Below are 17,044 nucleotides of genomic sequence, written 5' to 3' on the forward strand. Positions count from 1 at the left end.
CTCGTCCGGTGGTGGCCGTGGACGGCGGATCGGGACGGCGTTCGCGGCCTCCGGCGCTCCTTCGAGCCGCGCCGATATCGGCCGCTCTGGCCGCCGAATTCACCCGTTTGGATGATCTGTCCGTCCGACATGAGGTCGACGTCGTCCGGCAGACGGGCTTTCATACGGCAAAAGTTCCGGGGACGTTCTGCAAATCGGTCGTTCGCAATCTCTCCTGAGTCATTGCGGGCACCGAGACGATCGCATTCTGTCATGTGGTCAACCGCGCGACACCGCTCCCCGCGAGGCGCCGCGTTGACATCGGACGCCATGCCGGAACGGGCGAGTTCGCTTGCATGACGCGAGGCCGGGGCCTGGGATGCGGTGGCGCCCCGGGCGTGATGCCGAGCGCTAGGGTCACCAACCGTTCGACTCGCGGACCGATGCGGAAAACCCCTGGGAACACGGCGTTCGCCACGCGCGCCCGTTCCGTCCCACTCAATTCCCCCGCCGCCCACTTCCGTCTCCATCCCAGCCCTCACCTGACGACATCGCGACGACGAAGGAGCCCCCGGCGTGTCCCCGTCCACCCCGTCGCCCTCGGCGCCCCGTTGTGCCTACTGCGGCGCGGAGTTCACACAGCACACCGGCCCCGGGCGCCCCTCCTCGTACTGCGGCACCACCTGTCAGCGACGGAGCCAGCGGCGCCGTGCGAAGCAGCGCGCCCTGCTGCACGATCTGGACGCGCCGCCCAGCGTGATGGAGCGGCTCCGGTTGCTCGTGGCGGAACTCGCCGACGCGGCGGAGGCGGACGCCGGGTCGGAACGCCTGGTGTCGATCGCGGGCAGGCTCGTCATCGAGGCGGCCCGGTTAACCACCGCGCACGACGGCAGGCCCGGCAGGCCGGCGGCCGAGTCCGGGAGCTTGGCCGTCGAGGACGCCGTCGAGAACCTGGGCAGGGTACTCGCCACCCTGCACCGGTCCGCCGGGGAACCCACGGCAGGCGCGCTGGCGGACGCCACCGGCCTGCCGGCCCACGCCATACGCGCCGCCCTGGCCGGAAGTTGGGCGCCCGCCTGGGAGGCGACCGCCTCGCTGGCGCGCGCCCTGGACGCCCACCCGGGCCTGGTCCGGCCGGCCTGGGAGCGGGTGCACTACCAGTTCCTCAACACGCGGGACGCCTTCCCCGCCGCCGGGCTGCCGGCCCGCCGGACGCGTCCCACCCCCTGGACCAGGCCGTGACCGCGCGGCCGACCCGCGCGGCGCGGGACCCGCTGGACTTCCTCGCCTTTCGGGAACTGGTCTCGCGCGCCTACCTGCGTTACGCGCGGGCCCGCCTCGACGCACCGGCCCTGGCCCAGGCGGCGGTGGACGCGGCGTTCGCCGACATTCGCCGCTGTTGGCCCCAGGCCCTGAGCAGCGCCTCCGCCCCACAGGCCGCGTGGCGCCACCTGCGCCACGCGGTCACCCGCTACCCGGGCCACGAGGCCGCGTCCCAGCCATGGCTCGCGGGGGCGTGCGAGGACGCGGCCCTCCTCCACCGGCACGCGGGCATGCCGGTGGAGGACATAGCCAGTGTCATGGGGGTCTCCGTCGCCTGCGTCCGGGTGCTCCTGGCCCGAGCCGACCGGGAATCCGCCGGGCGCGTCCGCTGAGCGCCGGGCGCACGGAATAGCCCCCGCTTCGCGCCGGTTTCCCCCCGCACCTCCCCTCGCTCCCCCGTGATCTCCGGCGGGACTCCAACTCGGCTTGTATCATGGCCACTTGCGGCGCGGCGACACTGCCGACTGGCTATCGGAGGACGTATGCGCGACGGGGCGAAAGCCGATTTCCGCACCATCGACACGGCCACCCCCAGCGTGGCGCGGATGTACGACTGGTTGCTCGGCGGCATCGACCACTACGAGGCTGACCGGGTGGCCTGCGCGGACCTGTTGGAGATCGTTCCCGACTCACAGGCGCTGGCGCTCAACAACCGGGACTTCCTCCGGCGCGTGGTGAGGTACCTCGCCGAGGAGCACGGCATGCGGCAGTTCATCGACCACGGGTCCGGGCTGCCCACCATGGACAACGTCCACGAGGTCGCCCAGCGCGTCGACCCGAGCTGCCGGGTCGTCTACATCGACAGCGACCCCATCGTGCTCGCGCACGGCAGGTCCAAGCTCGACCGCAACGACCGGACGGCCGTCCTCAGCGCCGACATGCGGGACGTCGAGTCCACCTTCGCCCACCCCGACGTCAAGCGGCTGATCCGGCCCGACGAGCCGACGGCGGCCCTGTTCGTGTCGGTGCTGCACTGCATCAAGGACCACGAGGTGCTGCCCCTGCTCGACCAGGTCAAGCAGCGACTGGTGCCGGGTTCCCTCTTCGTCATCTGCCAGTTGGTGAGCGACCGCGCCGACGTCCGCGACCGGGTCACCGACCTGATGAGGGAGGCCACCCACGACACCTGGGGTCGGGTACGCACCAAGGAGGAGGTCGTCTCCTACTTCGAGCACCTCGGCTTGGAGATCGTGGAGCCCGGCCTGATGAACGTCACCGGGTGGCGCGCGGTGTCCGACGTCGTGCCCCGCCAGCGCACGCAGGACTGGGAGGAGTGGGGCGGCGTCGGCATCGTGCGCTGACCCTCCTGGCGCACGGTCCCCGACCCGCGGAGGAACGGTGGGCGGCTACGCCTCGGCCGCGCCGCTCCCGTCACTCAGCATCGCGTACTTCTCGACGTAGTCGTCCAGCATCTTCTGGCTCTGTCGGCGGGTGAGCGCACCGCCTCGGGCGTGCAGCAGCCGCTCCCGCGTCCCCTCGACGTGTGCCTGCGAGGTGAGGTACACGGCCTTGTCGATGGTCTCGAAGTAGACCAGTTCCCTGGGGCCGCCGTCGTCGTACACCAGGTGCGTCACCGGCTGGCGAGGCGCCAGCAGGCTGCCCCCGACGAACGGGTGGACGCGGAGGATGACCCGGGGGCCGCCGGCCACCTCCCGCAGGCGCTTCATCTGCTCGTGCATGACCGCGTGGTCGCCGACGACCTGACACAGTGCCGTCTCGCCGATGATGACCTCGAGGTCGCCTTCGGTGCGCTGCTCGAAGGCTTCCCAGCGCCAGAGTCGTTGCCGGACATGCCAGTTGACGGTCACCTCGTCGTGGGCGGCCTTCTCCGCCTCCAGCTCGCTGCGGACCAGGACCCGCGCGTACGCGGGGGTCTGGAGCAAGCCGGGCACGACGTTGCGCTCGAAGGTCGTGATGGAGCGGGCGTTCTCCTCCACCAGGATGAGCCGCTCCAGCCACTTCGGGGTGAGGTCGCTGATGGTGGCCTGGCCGTGTGCCTCGCGGATGTCCCGGAACAACCCGGCGACGCGCTCCTGCTGTTCGGTGGAAGCGCGATAGTGCCGCAACAGGTCCCGCAGGTCTCGTTCCTTGACCGGTGACTGGCCCCGTTCCAACCTGCTGAGTTTGGCCACGGACGCGCTGATCTCCTGGGCGTCCGCGACCTCCTCCAGCGTCATCCCCCGCTCCTGCCGTAGCTGCCGCAGCGCGGCGCCGAGCAGCCGGTCCGGGCCCTCGGCCGCGGCGGAGTGCCGCAAGGGCGTGACGGGGGCTATGGGCTGCGGATCACGAGGTGATTCGGCGGACACGGAGGCTCCTCACAAGGACCCAAACAGGTGTCATGAGCAGGGATGAGCCAGTATTACAGCATCCCGCCCAGACGTCCGCCGAACTACCTCTCCAGCTAGTTGACTTCAGCCACAGAGGCCGTCGAACTCACCCTCCTTCGCGCCGGCCAGGAAGGCCCGGATCTCAGCGGCGGTGAAAATCAGCGCCGGCCCGGACGCGTCGCGCGAATTGCGCATCGCCACGCCCCCGCCGGGGAGTCCGGCAACTTCGACGCAGTTGCCCACGCCCTCGCTCGCGCTGCTCTTGAACCAGTCGACGCCCGCGATCTCGTCCGCGCCCACGCCGTTGCGGAATTCCATGCCCGACCCCTCTCGCATGACCGGATCTCGCACGCGGAGATCCGACCCCTTTGCATATGGCCTCCTAGTTCTTTCCCGTATGCAAGGAGTCAATAACCCGAATGCAAAAGTGAGTCGGAGCGTCCGCGCGTGAAGTGTCGCGAAGAAGCGCCCAGGGAATTACCAGAATTCACTTCCGTCACAGCCTGCGACACGGCTCCCGAACGGCTCGGTGCGGGACTCGGCCCTCGCGCGCTCGGACACGAGCCCGGGACCGGTTGGCCGCGGCTCAGTACGCCGACGCCACGACGACCGAGGACACGGCGACGCGAATCATCGACGGTCGGTTCGAGCTGCTGGAACGGCTCGGCAGCGGGGGCGGGGGCGGGGGCGGGGCTCGTCTGGCGAGCGCGGGACACGGAGCAGCGCCGGGAGGCGGCGCTCAAGGAAGTGCGTCCGCCCGATCCCCGGTACGTCGAGGACGCGAGCCGCGGCGCGGCGGTCCCGCGAGAGCGCGTGGTGCGCGAGGCCAGGGCCCGGGCGCGGTTACGGCATCCGCACGTGGTGACCGTCCTCCGCGTCGTCACCCGTCGGGAGGGCGGCTTCCCGTGACTGGTCACGGGGTGGGCACTGGGTGGGTACTGGGTGGACTCACTCGCGGACCGGCTTGGCCGCTCCCCACTCCCCCCGTTGAGGCCGCACGGTTGGGCCGGGGTCTGCTCTCGGGGATGGCCGCCGCGCACACGGCGGGCATCGCGCACCACGGCCTCAAGCCGGCCAACGTGGCGAGGCGCGAGGGTCGTAGCCCGGTCCTCACGGACTTCGGGCTCGCGGCGCTGACCGAGATGACCGCGCTGACCGGCACACCGGCACCCTCATCGGCGCACCCGAGTACCTGGCCCCCGGACGGGTCCGCGACGACTGCGGCAACGCGTCGCTGGTCGCGAACGTCAGGGGCCAGGGCACCGAACGCCGCCCCCGCACCACGGCGAGCGGGGCGACGAACGGCGGGTTGGATCTGGTGGGAGGTCTCGGCGAGCCCATCGCTCGGGCTCGCCCGGGAGTCGCCGCCTCGGTGGCGTCAGGGTGCGGGCTTGCGCGCGAACACCCAGCGGTTGCCCTCCAGCGCGTCGTTCGGCTCGGGCAGTGGGCCGCGTCCGTGTTCGCGGGTGAAGTCGAAGGGGGTGCGCACGGTGGTGGACCACCCCCTGCCCGCCAGATCGCCCACGGAGTCGGGGCGCGGCTGGTCGTCGAACAACGTGAGGAGGTCGATGCCGATCTGCTGCCGTGTCGACGCGTAGAGCGGGCTGTCGCGGTACACCCACAGGTCCCGCTCCAGCTTCGCCTCGAAGGCCAGCGCGCTTCCCGCCGGGCTCAGCCGGTCCATCGCCTCGATCAGAGAGGTCTCCACCTCGCTCGGCAGGTAGAAGAGCAGCCCCTCGGCCAGCCAGACGGTGGGTGTGGCCGGGTCGAAGCCGGCGTCGATGAGCGCGCCGACCCAGTCGGCGCGCAGGTCGAGGGGGATCGGCACGCGTCTCGCCTTCGGCGTGGCCGACAGCCCTCCCAGTACCCGGTGCTTGAACTCCAGGACCCCTTCCCGGTCGACCTCGAAGACCACGCACCCCGCCGGCCAACCGAGTCGGAACGCCCGCGTGTCCAACCCGGCCCCGAGCAGCACCACCTGGCGGGCGCCCCCCGCGTGCGCCGAGCGGAGGAGGAAGTCGTCCAGGACGCGCGTCCGCAGGCCGAAGTAGCGCGCGAACCGCCCCCACAGCGGGTCCTTGTCCCCGGCCGGGACCTGCTCCATGCGCACCGGCCAGCGGGCGGAGGCCGGCGCGGCGAGCACGAAGTGTTCGGCGTACACGTCCCGCGCCAGGCTGTCGGGGCGGTGTGTCTCGATGGCCCGTGCGGCGGCGACCAGCAGGGCGGTCAGCCCGACGCCCCCGTCCACGCCTTCCACGTCCGCGTTTCGTTGTGCCGTGTCCACCATGTGTCCTCCCTTGGCGCGGATAGAGACCAGGAACAGCAGCGGGCCGGCCGACGGCCGCCCGGCGGTGGGTGGTCGCGGAGGTGGGGGAGGTCTCCCCCGCTCACCGCTTCCCCCTGTTCGGGATCAGGACGGGCTTGACCACGCGGCCCGCGTCGCAGTCCGCCTCGGCGTCGTTGACGTCGGCCAGCGGGTAGGTCCGGATGAGCTGGTCGAAGGGGAACCGGCCGGCCTGCCAGAGCGCGGTCAGTCGCGGGATCAGCAGCGCCGGTACCGCGTCCCCCTCGCAGATGTGGGAGATCCTCCGGCCTCGGTCCAGCGTCCCGGGCTCCAGCGGCAGCGTGCCGTGGAGCCGCGCCACCAGGCCGAGGTGGCCGGTCGGCCGCAGGGCGCGCAGCGCGTCGTTGATCAGTCGGGCGTCGCCCGTGGTGTCCAGTGCGTACTGCGTGCCGCCCCCGGTTGACCGCCGGATGTGGGCGGGCAGGTCCGCCGACGCGGCGTGTAGCGGGAGCGCGCCGAGTCGCTCGGCGAGCGCCAGCCGTTCGGGGTGTCGGTCCACGGCTACGGAGACCGCCCCGGCGGCGGTGGCCGCCATCACCGCCGCCAGGCCCACCGCTCCCGCGCCGAAGACCGCGAGGGCGTCGCCGGGCGAGAGGCCGAAGGAGTGGAAGACCGCTCCGGCGCCGGTCAGGAAGCCGCAGCCGAGCGGGCCGAGCAGTTCGATGGGCAGCGAGGGGTCCACCCGGACGGCGTTGCGGGCCGCGACCACCGCGTACCGCGCGAACGAGGACTGGCCGAACCAGCGAGGGGCCAGCACGGTTCCGGCCGTGTCGGTGAACCGCGTGGCGTGCTCCGTGCGCCCGCCGAAGAGGTTGAGCGAGGCGAAGGAGTCGCAGTAGGCGGGGGCCGCCGCCCGGCAACTTCGGCACTGCCCGCAGGAGTCGAAGCTCAGCACCACGTGGTCGCCGACGCTGAGGCCCGTCTCCGCGCCGCCCGTCTCCACCACGGTCCCGGCCCCTTCGTGGCCGAGCACCGCCGGCAGCGGCGAGCGGCCGGCCGAACGCCGGACCGCCAGATCGGTCCGGCACATCCCACATCCCGCGATCTCGACCAGGACCTCGTCCCTGGCCGGGCCCGCGTTCAGGACCACCTCCTCGACGGCGAACGGACTTTCGTACGAGCGCAGTACCGCGGCGTCGAACCTCAACCCGTCGCCTCCGTCGGGCGGTGGATGACGAAGGGTCTGAGGTTCCCGTACAGCCCCCACGGCCCGCCCGGGACACCCACGCCACTCTCCTTGGTGCCCGCGAAGGGTTGGGCCAGGGAGAGTTCGCCGTGGTGGTTGACCCAGGCCGTCCCGCACTCCAACCGGTCGGCCACCGCCTCGGCCCGGTCCAGATCGGTCCCCCACACGGAGCCACCCAACCCGTAGTCGGTGCCGTTGGCCGCCGCGACGGCCTCGTCAAGGCTGGTGTACGGCAGCACCGGGAGGACCGGGCCGAACTGTTCCTCGGTCGCCACCGGGCTGTCCGGTGGGACGTCGGCCAGGATCGTCGGGGCGAAGAAGTGTCCGGGTCGCGCCAACCGCCGGCCGCCGGCCGCGGCTCGGGCGCCGGCGGTCAGGGCCGTGGTCGTGTAGCGCTCGACGCGGTCCAGTTGGGTGGCGTTGTTGACCGGGCCCATGCGCGTGTCGGGGTCGAGGCCGGCGCCGACGACCGTGTTCCGCGCCCGGTGCGCGAGGGCCTCGACCACCTGGGAGTAGAGCCGGGCCGGGGCGTAGACGCGCTTGACCGCCATGCAGACCTGCCCACAGTTGCGGAACGCGGCCCAGAACAGCCGGTCCGCGACGCGCTCCACCTCCACGTCGTCCAGCAGGATGGCGGCGTCGTTGCCGCCCAGCTCCAGGGTGACCCGGGCGAGCGAGGCCGCGGCGCCCCGTGCCACGGCCCGCCCGGTGGCGACCGAGCCGGTGAACGTGACGTGGGTGATCCCCGGGTGGGCCGCGAGGCGGGCACCGAGCGGTTCGCGGCCGGTGACCACGGTCAACACGTCGCGCGGGAGCGCGCCGGCCAGCACGGACCCCAGTGCCCGGGTGGCCAGTGGGGTGTACGGAGACGGCTTGAGCACCACCGTGTTGCCGGCCGCGAGCGCGGGCGCGAACTTCGCCGAGGCGAGTTGCAGCGGGAAGTTCCACGGCACGATCCCCGCGACGGGCCCGAGCGACCGCCAGCGCACCTCGCTGCGCACCGGCCGCCCGTCGGTGATCGGTTGGGGCTCGGGGACCAGCTCCGCGAAGTACCGGAGCCGGGCCGCCACCCGGGCGACCTCCGCGTACGACTCCGCCAGGGGCTTTCCCTGTTCGCGGGTGAGCAGCGGCGCGAGGTCGTCACCGGCGCGCTGCACGGCGTCGGCCGCCGCACGCAGCGCGGCGGTACGGGCGGCGGCGTCGGTCCGCCAGCCACGCCACGCCTCGTGGGCGCGGGCCACCACGGCGTCCAACTCCTCCGGCCGCTGGTCGGGCGCCTCGGCGAAGGCTTCGCCCGTCGCCGGGTCGAGGACGGCGAAGTGCTCGCCCCGGGATCGGGGACCGCGGTGGGCCGCGGTTCTCGGCGTACCCACCGTCAGCTCGTGGCCGCGGTGGCAGCCGCGTGCTCCAGGGCGTGCCGGCGCATCTCGGCCCGGAAGGCGGCCACCAGGTGCGGTCGAATCCGGCCGGCGTTCCGGTCACCCCCCTCGCACACCGCCCCGCGCACCCCCACGATGTCCGTGCCCATGCGGGTGAGGGGGCCGATGTCGCCCACCTTGACGCTGCCGGCCAGGGCCGCGAGCAGGCGGGCCTCGTGGGCCAGTCGGACGAAGTGCGCGCAGCCGTCGGGCGTGACGTGGTCGAACAGCCCCGTCCCGTCCTTCACCGCGGTGTCGAGCATGGCCGCGTCGGCGCCCGAGCGGCGGGCGATGTCGGGCAGCGCGAGCGGGTTGACGCAGCCGACCCGGTGGGCGTCGGCATAGCCCGAGGCGACGACCAACGCGTCGGGCCGGTGGTCCTTGACGGCCCGGACGACCCCCCGCATGACCTCGATGGCCTGCTCGGGCGTGGTGCATCCGTAGAGGCCGACCTTGATGTACGTGGCTCCGGAGACCACGGCGCCGAGCGCCGCCTGAGCCACCGTGCCGGGCTTGTACGGCACGTCACCCACGGTGGCCGACACGGGCTTGCCCGCCGGGACCACGTCGCGGATCGCCCTGATGACCCAGGGGAAGTTCGCCCCGAGCGAGCCCTCGTCGGGCTTCTTCACGTCGACGATGTCGAGGTGTTCCGCCGCCTCCGCACAGTCCTGGGCTTCCTCGACACTGTCCGGCGAAATGAGAAGTAACAACCTGAACCCCCTCCACACAGGCCCACCCACCAAAAGTGGGCGAGCAAGGCCATGTACGACACAGGCGCACCGCGCATCCTTCTCATGATTCCGCTCCACCGGCAGGGCGCGCGAAGACCAAAGAAAGCACCGCCCCCCACCGCCCACGCCCTCCAGCGCACTCCCGCACGCCCCCACAATCCGGCCACGCCCACACCGCTCGGGAAGCCACGCCACCGCGCCTGCGGCACCCGAACCCCTCGGCGGCCCAACGGCGTTGTCAGTGGTGGCTGGCAGGATCGGTGGCATGACGGAGACAGAGGACTGGCGGCCGTTCCTGGAGCGCTGGAGCCGGGAGTGGGCGGGGGCCACGGCGCACGACACGGCGGGCGAAGAGCTTTCGGCCGGGGACCAGGAGGCCCTGCGGGCGCGCTGGCTGGGGTTCCCGCCCGCCTCCGAGGAGCGCGTCCGCGCCCTGGAGGAGCGGCTGGGCCATCGGCTGCCACTCTCCTACCGGACGTTCCTGACGGTGAGCGACGGCTGGCGGCACGCGGGTGGGTTCGTCTACCTGCTCGCCGGCACCGACGACGTGCGGTGGCACCGGGACGAGTCGCAACTGTCCGAGTTCTTCCCCGGCGAGTTGGAGGACGACCCGACGCCCGAGGACGTGTTGCTGGCCGGGATGTGGGAGCGGGCCCTGCAACTGGACGTGGAGTCGGACGCCGTGTACGTCCTGCTGGACCCGGGGGACGTGGGCGACGACGGCGAGTGGGCCGTGTACTGCTACGCCTCGTGGCGTGCCAGTCCACCGGAGCGGTACGCGTCGTTCCGCGCGCTCATGGAGGACATGTACCGCGAGTTCCACCACCTGCGGGCGAGCTCGGCGGACCGCGCCGGAGCGGAGTTCGTCAACCCGACGACGCGGAAGCTCGACGGGTCCGTCGAGGCGGCCCGGCTGGACGCGTTGGCCGGTCGGTACGAGCGGGCCGAGGCGGCGCTGGCGGAGGCCGCGTCGTACGGCAGGCCACGGGCGACGGAGCTGCGCGACCAGATACGCCGGCTGCTCGGGGAGACCTCCATGGTCGGCTTCGGCACGCTCGCCCGCGATCCGGTGTACGCGCCGGAGGTCTTCCCGTTGCTGGCGGCCGAGCACGTGGATCGTGGCCACGTCGACGCCGTGTGGGGCTACCGCCTGCACGGCGCTTCGGAGGCGGTGCGCGAGCTGGCTGACGAGATCCTGCGGCGCACGCGGGAAGGCACCTACCGGTACACCGCCACGGGCGACTTCGGGCGCGCCGTCGAGCAGGCGCGGGAACAGGCGCGCTGGGGTGAGACGGAGGCGGCGTGGCGGACGCTGCGCGCCGCGCTGCCGGCGTGGCGTCCGCTGGGGCCCGACCACCTCGCGCCGGTCGGCCTCTGCGCCGATCCGCTCCTCGGTCCCCTCCTCACCTCGGACCGGGGCCGTGAGTTGCTGGCCACCCCGCGGGCTGGCCAGGCGGGCGAGGCTCCGGCCCCGGCGGCGGACCCGGACCCGCCGGGCCTGGCCTGGCTGGCGGACGAGGACCCGGGTGGGCTGCTGGCCTCGTACCGCTTCGTGCTCGTGGAGTCGGTGCGGCCGGCCGACCTTCCGGGCCGTATCGGCGCCACCGACGCCAGCGAACTGAGCGAGCCGATGCCCCTGGAGCACGCGCGACGCCGGCGCCGGACCGACGTGACGTGGCGGGATGAGGCCGTGGCCGCCGTCGGCTCGGCCGGCCCCGACTGGAGCTTCGCGTGGGAGGCGCGGCCCCTCAGCGAGTTCGCGGAGCACCGGTTCGCCTCCCCCGGCACCGCCGCGTCCCGGGGCACCCGCGCGGTGACGGTGTGGAGCGAGCCGGCCCGGGGACGCCGCCGCGGCCTGTTCCACCTCTCCGTGGCGGAGGACGGAGCGGAGCGGTACGCGTTCACCGTGCGGGACGGCGAGGTCAGCACCCGTGGGCCCGTGCCAGAGGCGTTCCACCCCGATCGGCTCTTCCCGTCGGACGACCCGCACGCCGGGCGGCTGGGCGAGCGCCGCGCTCTGGCGGCGCTCGCGGCCGAGTTCGGCGTGCGGCTGCCGCGAGCCGCCCTCACCGGCGGGCGTCTGCACACCGTGCGCACCCAGCCGTGGAACCGGCCACCGGCCCCCGGCGAGACCTACCTGACAGCCCACGTCACCCTCGGCTGACCGTGAGGCGGCCCGCGCGGCGGCGGTGTGGGGTGCGCGAGTCGACGGGGGCGCGAGACCGTGGGCAGGTGCGTTCGCGGGTACGTGGGCCCGCACGGCCTGATCGCCGTGCGCCGGGCGGCCGGGGCGACGCGGCCGGCGCCGCCGGGCCGGGCGGAGGCGCGGCGGGCCGGGCGGGGGCGCGGCGGGTCGGGCCTCAGACGGTCTCGGAGACCAGCACCGCCGTGGTGCCGGGCTCCAGCGCGCGGAAGATGTGCGGCACGTCGGCGGGGTACGCGATGTAGTCGCCGGGGTGGAGTTCGACGGGCTCCGCGGCCACGCCGACGAGCGCCCGGCCGGTGCTGAGCACCACGTGCTCGACCACGCCGGGCGTGTGCGGGCTGGAGGTGCGCTGGCTGCCGGGTTCGGCGGTGATGGTGTAGATGTCGCGGCGGGCTCCCGGCGGGCCGACCGCCAGCAACGTGGCCCGGTAGTCGGCGTGTTCGGCGGCGAAGACCGGGCCCTGGCCGGCGCGGACCACCCGCACCCGGGGCGTGGGCAGGTCGAGCAGCCGGGAGAAGGGGATGCCGAGCGTGACGCAGATGGACCACAGCGTCTCCAGGCTGGGGTTGCCGGTCCCGGACTCCAACAGGGAGAGCGTGGACTTGGACAGCCCGGCGCGGCGGGCCACCTCACTGAGCGAGAGGCCGGCGCGGCGACGCTCCTGACGCAGGGCCGGGGCGATGGTCGCCATCAGGGGCACGGGGCCCGAGCCGGGCGGCGGGTCGTCCTGCGGCGGCGGGGCGGGGGGATCTGCTGGCGACATGGGCATCCGTCGTGGTTGACCGTACGATTCCGAGTGTTCATCATATTCAACATGCGATCGATTTGGCGAACCCTCGATCGGGACCTCCTGCGCGGCATCGTGTTGGCCTGCCTCGCGGTGGGCGCCATCGGCGTCTCCTACGGCGCGATCTGCGTCACCGAGGGCTTCCCGCTGTGGTTCCCGGCCGTCGCCGCCGTTCTGGTGCTCGCCACGTCGTCGGAGTTCCTGTTCGTCGGGATGATCGCGGCGGGCGGTAGCCCCGTGGCCGCGACCCTGGTGGCGTTGCTGGCCAACGCCAGACACCTGCCGTACGGGTTGGCGATCCCGCCCCAGGTGATCCAGCCCGGGTGGCGGCGGATCGTGGCCTCGCACCTGATGAACGACGAGAGCGTGGTGCTGGCCCTGGCCCAGCCCGACGTTCCGCGCCAGCGCGGCGCCTACTGGGTGTGCGGTCTCGGCACGCTGATCTGTTGGCCGGCCGGGGCGATGCTCGGGGCGCTGGCCGGGAACGTCATCCACGACACCGAGGCGCTCGGGCTCGACGCGATGTTCCCCGCGATCATCCTGGCCCTGATGTTGCCGGCCCTGCGCGAGCGCGCGATGCGTAGGGCGGTGCTGGCCGGGGCGGCGATCGCGCTGGCCACGACGCCCTTCCTGCCGGCTGGCCTGCCCGTGCTGCTGGCCCTGTTCGCCGTGTTCCTCAACCCCGCCCCCAAGGGGCCCCAGGAGGCGCTGTAGTGCCCTACTCCCCCACGGTGCTGGTGGCGCTGTTGGCCCTGGCCGCCGGCACGTTCGTCTTCCGCTTCACCGGTCCGGTGCTGCGCTCCCGCCTGACCTTCCCGCCACGGGCCGAGCACCTGCTGAACACGTCGGCGATGGTGTTGCTGGGCTCGCTCGTGGCGACCGCCGCGCTGACGACCGGCCAGCACGTCGGTGGGGTCGCCCGGCCGATGGGCGTGCTGGTGGGCGGCGTGCTGGCCTGTCGGAAGGCACCGTTCCTGGTGGTGGTGATCGCCGCCGCGGCCGTCACGGCGGTGCTCCGCCTGCTGTCCGTGCCGTGACGCGCCGGCGCGCTCAACCCTGCCTGTTCGCCGCCCCGTTGGTCCGCCGTAGGGGCACGATGCCACCCCGGGCGCCCCGGACACCGTGCCACGTGAGGAGGACATCGCGGCCATCCGCCTGTCCGACAACCGCGGCGATGGGCGCCTGACAGGGGGAACCGTACGGGAGAGACTGCGGCATGGAGTTCTTCTGCTACCACCGTGACCGGCCCGGCTCGCTGCCACTGCGCGAGGAACTGCTGGAAGAGCACTGGTCGTACATGGACCGGTACGCGAAGGAGATGATCGCGCGCGGCCCGACCTTCGCCGACGACGGTGACACGCCCACCGGCAGCGTGCACATAGTCGACCTGCCGAATCCGGCCGCCGCGCGCGCGTTCGCCTTCGACGAGCCCGGCTACCAGGCCGGCGTGTACCAGTACGTACTGCTGCGCCGCTGGCGGAACCTGCTGGGACGCACCATGTGGGACTTCCCCGGCGGCCTGGTCGGAGGCGACCGGTACCTGGTCCTCGGCCTCGGCACCGGACAGACCACCGAGGCCGCCCCTCTCCCGAACACCGACGAGCTGATCGCCTACGGGCCACTGCTCTCCGACGACGGCACCACCTGGCTGGGTACGGCGGCGCTGGTCCAGGCGCCGGACCCGGACACCGCGCGCGCCACCCTCGCCCCGGACCACCACGACCACATCGAGGTCCACGCGTGGCAGTGCGGCGGCAGGCGCTGACGAACCGGAGCGCCGCAGGGCCACGCGGTACTAGGCCGACAGGTCTCGCGCCGCGTAGTAGGCGCGCAGGGCCGCCTCACTGCCGGAGCCGATGGCGGTGGCGACGCGCTGGTAGCGAGCCGAGCGCAGGTCGCCGGCGATGCTGACGCGGGGGTGTTGGGCGTCGGGCGGGCAGTAGCCACTCGCGTCGCGCACCAGGTCGCCGAGGGGCGCGGTGGGGGTGCTGCCGATGCTGAGGAAGGCGGCGTCCGCCGGGACCGTGTGGTGCCGGCCATCGCGATCCACCACCTGGGCCACCGGCGCGTCCCCCGCGACAGGTGGCAGGGTGAGGTGACGTACCGGCAGGAGGGTGACGCGGGGGTCGTCGCCGATCTCCTCGACCTTGTAGTCGTCGCCCGCCGGGTACGCCACGAGCAGGCGGGTGCCCACCCTCGGGTGGGCCCGCAGGAACGTGCCGATGGGGCGGTCGCCGCCCAGGACGAGCAGGGTGCGCCCCTCGGCGTCGGCGGTGTCGGCCGTCCACAGCGGTGGCAGCCGCAGGTCAGCGGGTGCCGTGAGCCAGGCGACGTCGCGCGGCTGCTGCGGGCCGACGCCGGTGGCGACGACGGCGTGCGGGGCCGATAGCCGGGCGCCGGAGTCCAACACCACGGTGGCCTGGTCGTCGTCGGCACGCAGATGGGTGACCCGTCGGCCGAGCTCGACGCGGCAGGAGGCGGTGGCGTGCAACTCCGCGGCCAGCGAGTCAGCCAGCGCTGGGCCGCTGGTGTGACCGCCGGGGACGTTGTTCAGCACGGCAATGCGGTGGAGGGCGCCGCACACGGCGGCCGGTTCGACGAGAACCGAGCACAGCCCCACGCTGGCCGCCATCCGCGCGGCGGCACAACCGGCCGGCCCGCCACCGACGATGATCAGGTCGGTGGCGCTCGTACCGGTCGTCCCCGTGCGGGGCCGCGTGCTGGCCATGTCGTTACTCCTTCAGGAACGCCGCGGTCCTCGACACGAACCGGTCGGCGTCGTCGAGCCAGGGGTAGTGGCCAGCGCCCGGCTGCACCACGAGCCTGGCGTCGGGAAACAGCGCCGCGAACTCGGCCGCCGAGCGCGGCGGGCTGTTCAGGTCGAACTCCCCGGCGACCAGCAGAACCGGGACCGGACAGTCGGCGAGCGCCGCGCGGGTGGACTCCGGTTGGAAGGCGCCGTCGGCGGCGAAGAGGGCGACGGCTTCCTCGTTCGTGGGCTGGCTGGCGGCGTGGTGTCGCCGCGCTGCGGCGTCCCAGCGACCCCAGAAGAAGGGAGCGATCGCCTCCCAGTCGCCGCCCGTACCGTCGGTGATCGCCTCCAGGGCGGCGAACGCTGGCGGAAACCACTGTTCGTGCGCGCGAAGCCGCGCCACCTCGCGTCGCGTCTCCGCCGTGATCGCCAGCCCCACGGCGCGCGGGCTGGGGCCGACCAACACGAGCCTGTTGACGTGCTTGGGATACCGAGCCACGTACCGCGTCGCGATGTTCGTGCCGGCGGAGTGGCTCAGCAGGTCGAAGCGCGGGAGTCCGAGGTGTTCGCGTAGCGCCTCGACGTCGTCGACCAGGCGGTCGCAACGGTAGGACGAGACGTCCTCGGGCAGCGCGGACTCGCCGGTGCCGCGCGGGTCCACCATGATGAGCTGGCGGTGCTGGGAGAGGCCACCCAGATCGCCGAGGTAGCGCGCGGCTGTGGGACCTCCGGGCAGGCACACGAGCGGCTCGCCGTCCCCGATCGCGCGGTAGGCGAGTGGGACTCCGTCGGGTGCGGGGAAGGTGGGCATGCCACGGACCCTGTCACCCGTCACCGGATGGCCACAACCCACAACCCACCACGGGCGTGATGCCGCCCGCGGCCCGTGCTTGGCCGGGTCGGTCTCGCCGGGTCGGGTCGGTCTCGCCGCCCCGGGCCGGCCGCCCGGTGCTACGGCTGACTGCCCGGTGCTATGGCCGGCTACCCGGTGAGCGCGTCCGCGCGGCTCAGCGCGCGGCGTGCGCGTACTCGCGCAGCTTCGCCGGCCTGAGGCCGGCCGCGTCCGCCGCCGCGAGTACCCGCTTGAGGTCGCCTTCCAGTTGCGGGCCCATGTGCAGCAGCACGATGTCCCCACGGTTCAGCTCGGGTGTGGGTGGCGTCCACGAGCCCCAGGTCGTGAGGTCGTGGGTCCAGGTCACCACGGCCTTGGCCCCGCAGGCGGTGGCGGCGGTGCGGGTGTCGTCGTTGTAGTACGGCCACTGGTGGTCCTGACCGCCGGCCGGGCGGAACAACTGTGGGCTGTCGCCGAAGGCGGACAACTGCTCGTCGCGGGCGCCACAGATCTCCGCCCGCTGCTCGGCCGCGGTCAGCGTGGTCATGTCGCGGTGGCTGACGGTGTGGTTCTCGACGCGGGCCGGACTGTGGGCGAGCAGGGTGCCGTAGTAGTCCATGTCCCGCTGGTAGGCGCCGGGCAGCAGGAAGAGCGAGGCGGGGACCCGCCGGTCGATCAGCAACTTCCGGGCGCCGGCCGCGGATACCGTGCCCCAGCCGTCGTCGATCGTGATGAAGAGGACCGGGTCCTCGGTGTCGACGTGGGTGTACACGGGCGCGGGTACGGGCGCGGCCACCGCGCCCCCGGCGGCGTCGGCCGCCGGAGCGGCCATCCCCAGGGGCAACAGCAGGGCCGCGAGCGCGGCGAGCGTTCCACGGATTCTCGACATGCTCCACATAATTGGTCCAGACCAAAACGCTGTCAATGGAACGTCCGCCCCCACGGGTCGCCCCCGTGCGCCGCCCCCCGGCAGCCCACCCCCGCGGCGAAGTCGGTGACCGCCACACCACCGCCCGCGCACGCGCCGACCTCCCACACAGGCCAACTACCGCTGACTTCGAGCTAGTTGCGTAAGACAGGGCCCCTCTCCCACCCACGCGGCGCACGCGGCCTCGGCCGCCTTGCGGGAAGCGCTCGCGGGCGGCCAGCCTGTGGC

17 protein-coding genes are annotated in these 17,044 nt (G+C 73.2%); 7 read left to right on the plus strand and 10 right to left on the minus strand.

What is annotated here, in order from left to right:
- Positions 1 to 555: 555 nt before the first annotated feature.
- From AC3CHW_RS01830 to AC3CHW_RS01840, 3 genes are all read left to right on the plus strand, one after another.
- The gene (locus tag AC3CHW_RS01830) at positions 556 to 1,221 is read left to right on the plus strand and encodes a hypothetical protein (RefSeq protein ID WP_488469312.1); all 666 of its coding nucleotides are present in this window, start codon (positions 556 to 558) and stop codon (positions 1,219 to 1,221) included.
- A complete protein-coding gene (locus AC3CHW_RS01835) occupies positions 1,218 to 1,634 on the plus strand; it encodes an RNA polymerase sigma factor sigma-70 region 4 domain-containing protein (RefSeq protein ID WP_488469313.1) in 417 nt (138 codons plus the stop codon). Before AC3CHW_RS01830 ends, AC3CHW_RS01835 begins: the two co-directional genes overlap by 4 nt.
- Positions 1,635 to 1,784: 150 nt before the next feature.
- Positions 1,785 to 2,603, plus strand: coding sequence for an SAM-dependent methyltransferase (locus AC3CHW_RS01840; RefSeq protein ID WP_488469314.1), 819 nt, complete (start codon positions 1,785 to 1,787; stop codon positions 2,601 to 2,603).
- A 45-nt stretch (positions 2,604 to 2,648) separates the two neighbouring features.
- Here AC3CHW_RS01840 and AC3CHW_RS01845 read toward each other — a convergent pair whose 3' ends face one another.
- The 6 genes from AC3CHW_RS01845 to AC3CHW_RS01870 all read right to left on the minus strand — a co-directional run bounded on the left by AC3CHW_RS01845 (position 2,649) and on the right by AC3CHW_RS01870 (position 9,290).
- Positions 2,649 to 3,608, minus strand: a complete 960-nt coding sequence (locus AC3CHW_RS01845) for a helix-turn-helix domain-containing protein (RefSeq protein ID WP_488469315.1) — start codon at positions 3,606 to 3,608, stop codon at positions 2,649 to 2,651.
- Between the two features lie 105 nt (positions 3,609 to 3,713).
- Positions 3,714 to 3,947, minus strand: coding sequence for a DUF397 domain-containing protein (locus AC3CHW_RS01850; RefSeq protein WP_488469316.1), 234 nt, complete (start codon positions 3,945 to 3,947; stop codon positions 3,714 to 3,716).
- 1,060 nt (positions 3,948 to 5,007) lie between these two features.
- Positions 5,008 to 5,916, minus strand: a complete 909-nt coding sequence (locus tag AC3CHW_RS01855; RefSeq protein WP_488469317.1) for a class I SAM-dependent methyltransferase — start codon at positions 5,914 to 5,916, stop codon at positions 5,008 to 5,010.
- A gap of 100 nt (positions 5,917 to 6,016) precedes the next feature.
- Positions 6,017 to 7,120, minus strand: coding sequence for an NAD(P)-dependent alcohol dehydrogenase (locus tag AC3CHW_RS01860; RefSeq protein WP_488469318.1), 1,104 nt, complete (start codon positions 7,118 to 7,120; stop codon positions 6,017 to 6,019).
- Positions 7,117 to 8,532 (minus strand): aldehyde dehydrogenase family protein, encoded by a 1,416-nt coding sequence (locus tag AC3CHW_RS01865; protein WP_488469319.1) that lies wholly within the window; start codon positions 8,530 to 8,532, stop codon positions 7,117 to 7,119. The genes AC3CHW_RS01860 and AC3CHW_RS01865 overlap by 4 nt, the downstream gene beginning before the upstream one ends.
- Positions 8,533 to 8,534: 2 nt before the next feature.
- On the minus strand, positions 8,535 to 9,290 hold the full coding sequence (locus AC3CHW_RS01870) for a (5-formylfuran-3-yl)methyl phosphate synthase (RefSeq protein ID WP_488469320.1): 756 nt from the start codon (positions 9,288 to 9,290) through the stop codon (positions 8,535 to 8,537).
- Between the two features lie 286 nt (positions 9,291 to 9,576).
- Here AC3CHW_RS01870 and AC3CHW_RS01875 point away from each other — a divergent pair, with 286 nt between their 5' ends.
- Positions 9,577 to 11,475: an SMI1/KNR4 family protein gene (locus tag AC3CHW_RS01875; protein ID WP_488469321.1), complete on the plus strand. Its 1,899-nt coding sequence runs from the start codon at positions 9,577 to 9,579 to the stop codon at positions 11,473 to 11,475.
- 196 nt (positions 11,476 to 11,671) lie between these two features.
- Here the strand turns inward: AC3CHW_RS01875 and AC3CHW_RS01880 are convergent, their stop codons facing one another.
- Entirely contained in the window at positions 11,672 to 12,280 is a 609-nt protein-coding gene (locus AC3CHW_RS01880) for a helix-turn-helix domain-containing protein (protein WP_488469322.1), read from the minus strand.
- A 51-nt stretch (positions 12,281 to 12,331) separates the two neighbouring features.
- Here AC3CHW_RS01880 and AC3CHW_RS01885 point away from each other — a divergent pair, with 51 nt between their 5' ends.
- From AC3CHW_RS01885 to AC3CHW_RS01895, 3 genes are all read left to right on the plus strand, one after another.
- The gene (locus AC3CHW_RS01885) at positions 12,332 to 13,018 is read left to right on the plus strand and encodes an AzlC family ABC transporter permease (protein WP_488469323.1); all 687 of its coding nucleotides are present in this window, start codon (positions 12,332 to 12,334) and stop codon (positions 13,016 to 13,018) included.
- Positions 13,018 to 13,341, plus strand: coding sequence for an AzlD domain-containing protein (locus tag AC3CHW_RS01890; protein WP_488469324.1), 324 nt, complete (start codon positions 13,018 to 13,020; stop codon positions 13,339 to 13,341). The genes AC3CHW_RS01885 and AC3CHW_RS01890 overlap by 1 nt, the downstream gene beginning before the upstream one ends.
- 179 nt (positions 13,342 to 13,520) lie before the next feature.
- Positions 13,521 to 14,069, plus strand: a complete 549-nt coding sequence (locus AC3CHW_RS01895) for a YciI family protein (protein ID WP_488469325.1) — start codon at positions 13,521 to 13,523, stop codon at positions 14,067 to 14,069.
- Between the two features lie 30 nt (positions 14,070 to 14,099).
- Here AC3CHW_RS01895 and AC3CHW_RS01900 read toward each other — a convergent pair whose 3' ends face one another.
- The 3 genes from AC3CHW_RS01900 to AC3CHW_RS01910 form a co-directional block, all read right to left on the minus strand.
- Positions 14,100 to 15,032 carry an FAD-dependent oxidoreductase gene (locus AC3CHW_RS01900; RefSeq protein ID WP_488469326.1) on the minus strand — a complete coding sequence of 311 codons (933 nt, stop codon included), beginning with the start codon at positions 15,030 to 15,032 and terminating at the stop codon, positions 14,100 to 14,102.
- Positions 15,033 to 15,036: 4 nt separating this feature from the next.
- The gene (locus AC3CHW_RS01905) at positions 15,037 to 15,867 is read right to left on the minus strand and encodes an alpha/beta fold hydrolase (RefSeq protein ID WP_488469327.1); all 831 of its coding nucleotides are present in this window, start codon (positions 15,865 to 15,867) and stop codon (positions 15,037 to 15,039) included.
- 196 nt (positions 15,868 to 16,063) lie between these two features.
- Positions 16,064 to 16,777, minus strand: a complete 714-nt coding sequence (locus AC3CHW_RS01910; protein ID WP_488469328.1) for a polysaccharide deacetylase family protein — start codon at positions 16,775 to 16,777, stop codon at positions 16,064 to 16,066.
- Between the last annotated feature and the right edge of the window lie 267 nt (positions 16,778 to 17,044).

The sequence above is a fragment of the Streptomyces sp. MGP-BFMKR1 genome, assembly GCF_057766585.1.

Coding starts and splice junctions, on each gene's coding strand:
- AC3CHW_RS01850 (WP_488469316.1), bottom strand. CDS start 3,947: ATGGAATTCCGCAACGGCGTGGGCGCGGACGAGATCGCGGGCGTCGAC.
- AC3CHW_RS01855 (WP_488469317.1), bottom strand. CDS start 5,916: ATGGTGGACACGGCACAACGAAACGCGGACGTGGAAGGCGTGGACGGG.
- AC3CHW_RS01900 (WP_488469326.1), bottom strand. CDS start 15,032: ATGGCCAGCACGCGGCCCCGCACGGGGACGACCGGTACGAGCGCCACC.
- AC3CHW_RS01905 (WP_488469327.1), bottom strand. CDS start 15,867: ATGCCCACCTTCCCCGCACCCGACGGAGTCCCACTCGCCTACCGCGCG.
- AC3CHW_RS01910 (WP_488469328.1), bottom strand. CDS start 16,777: ATGTCGAGAATCCGTGGAACGCTCGCCGCGCTCGCGGCCCTGCTGTTG.
- AC3CHW_RS01875 (WP_488469321.1), top strand. CDS start 9,577: ATGACGGAGACAGAGGACTGGCGGCCGTTCCTGGAGCGCTGGAGCCGG.
- AC3CHW_RS01880 (WP_488469322.1), bottom strand. CDS start 12,280: ATGTCGCCAGCAGATCCCCCCGCCCCGCCGCCGCAGGACGACCCGCCG.
- AC3CHW_RS01895 (WP_488469325.1), top strand. CDS start 13,521: ATGGAGTTCTTCTGCTACCACCGTGACCGGCCCGGCTCGCTGCCACTG.
- AC3CHW_RS01840 (WP_488469314.1), top strand. CDS start 1,785: ATGCGCGACGGGGCGAAAGCCGATTTCCGCACCATCGACACGGCCACC.
- AC3CHW_RS01885 (WP_488469323.1), top strand. CDS start 12,332: ATGCGATCGATTTGGCGAACCCTCGATCGGGACCTCCTGCGCGGCATC.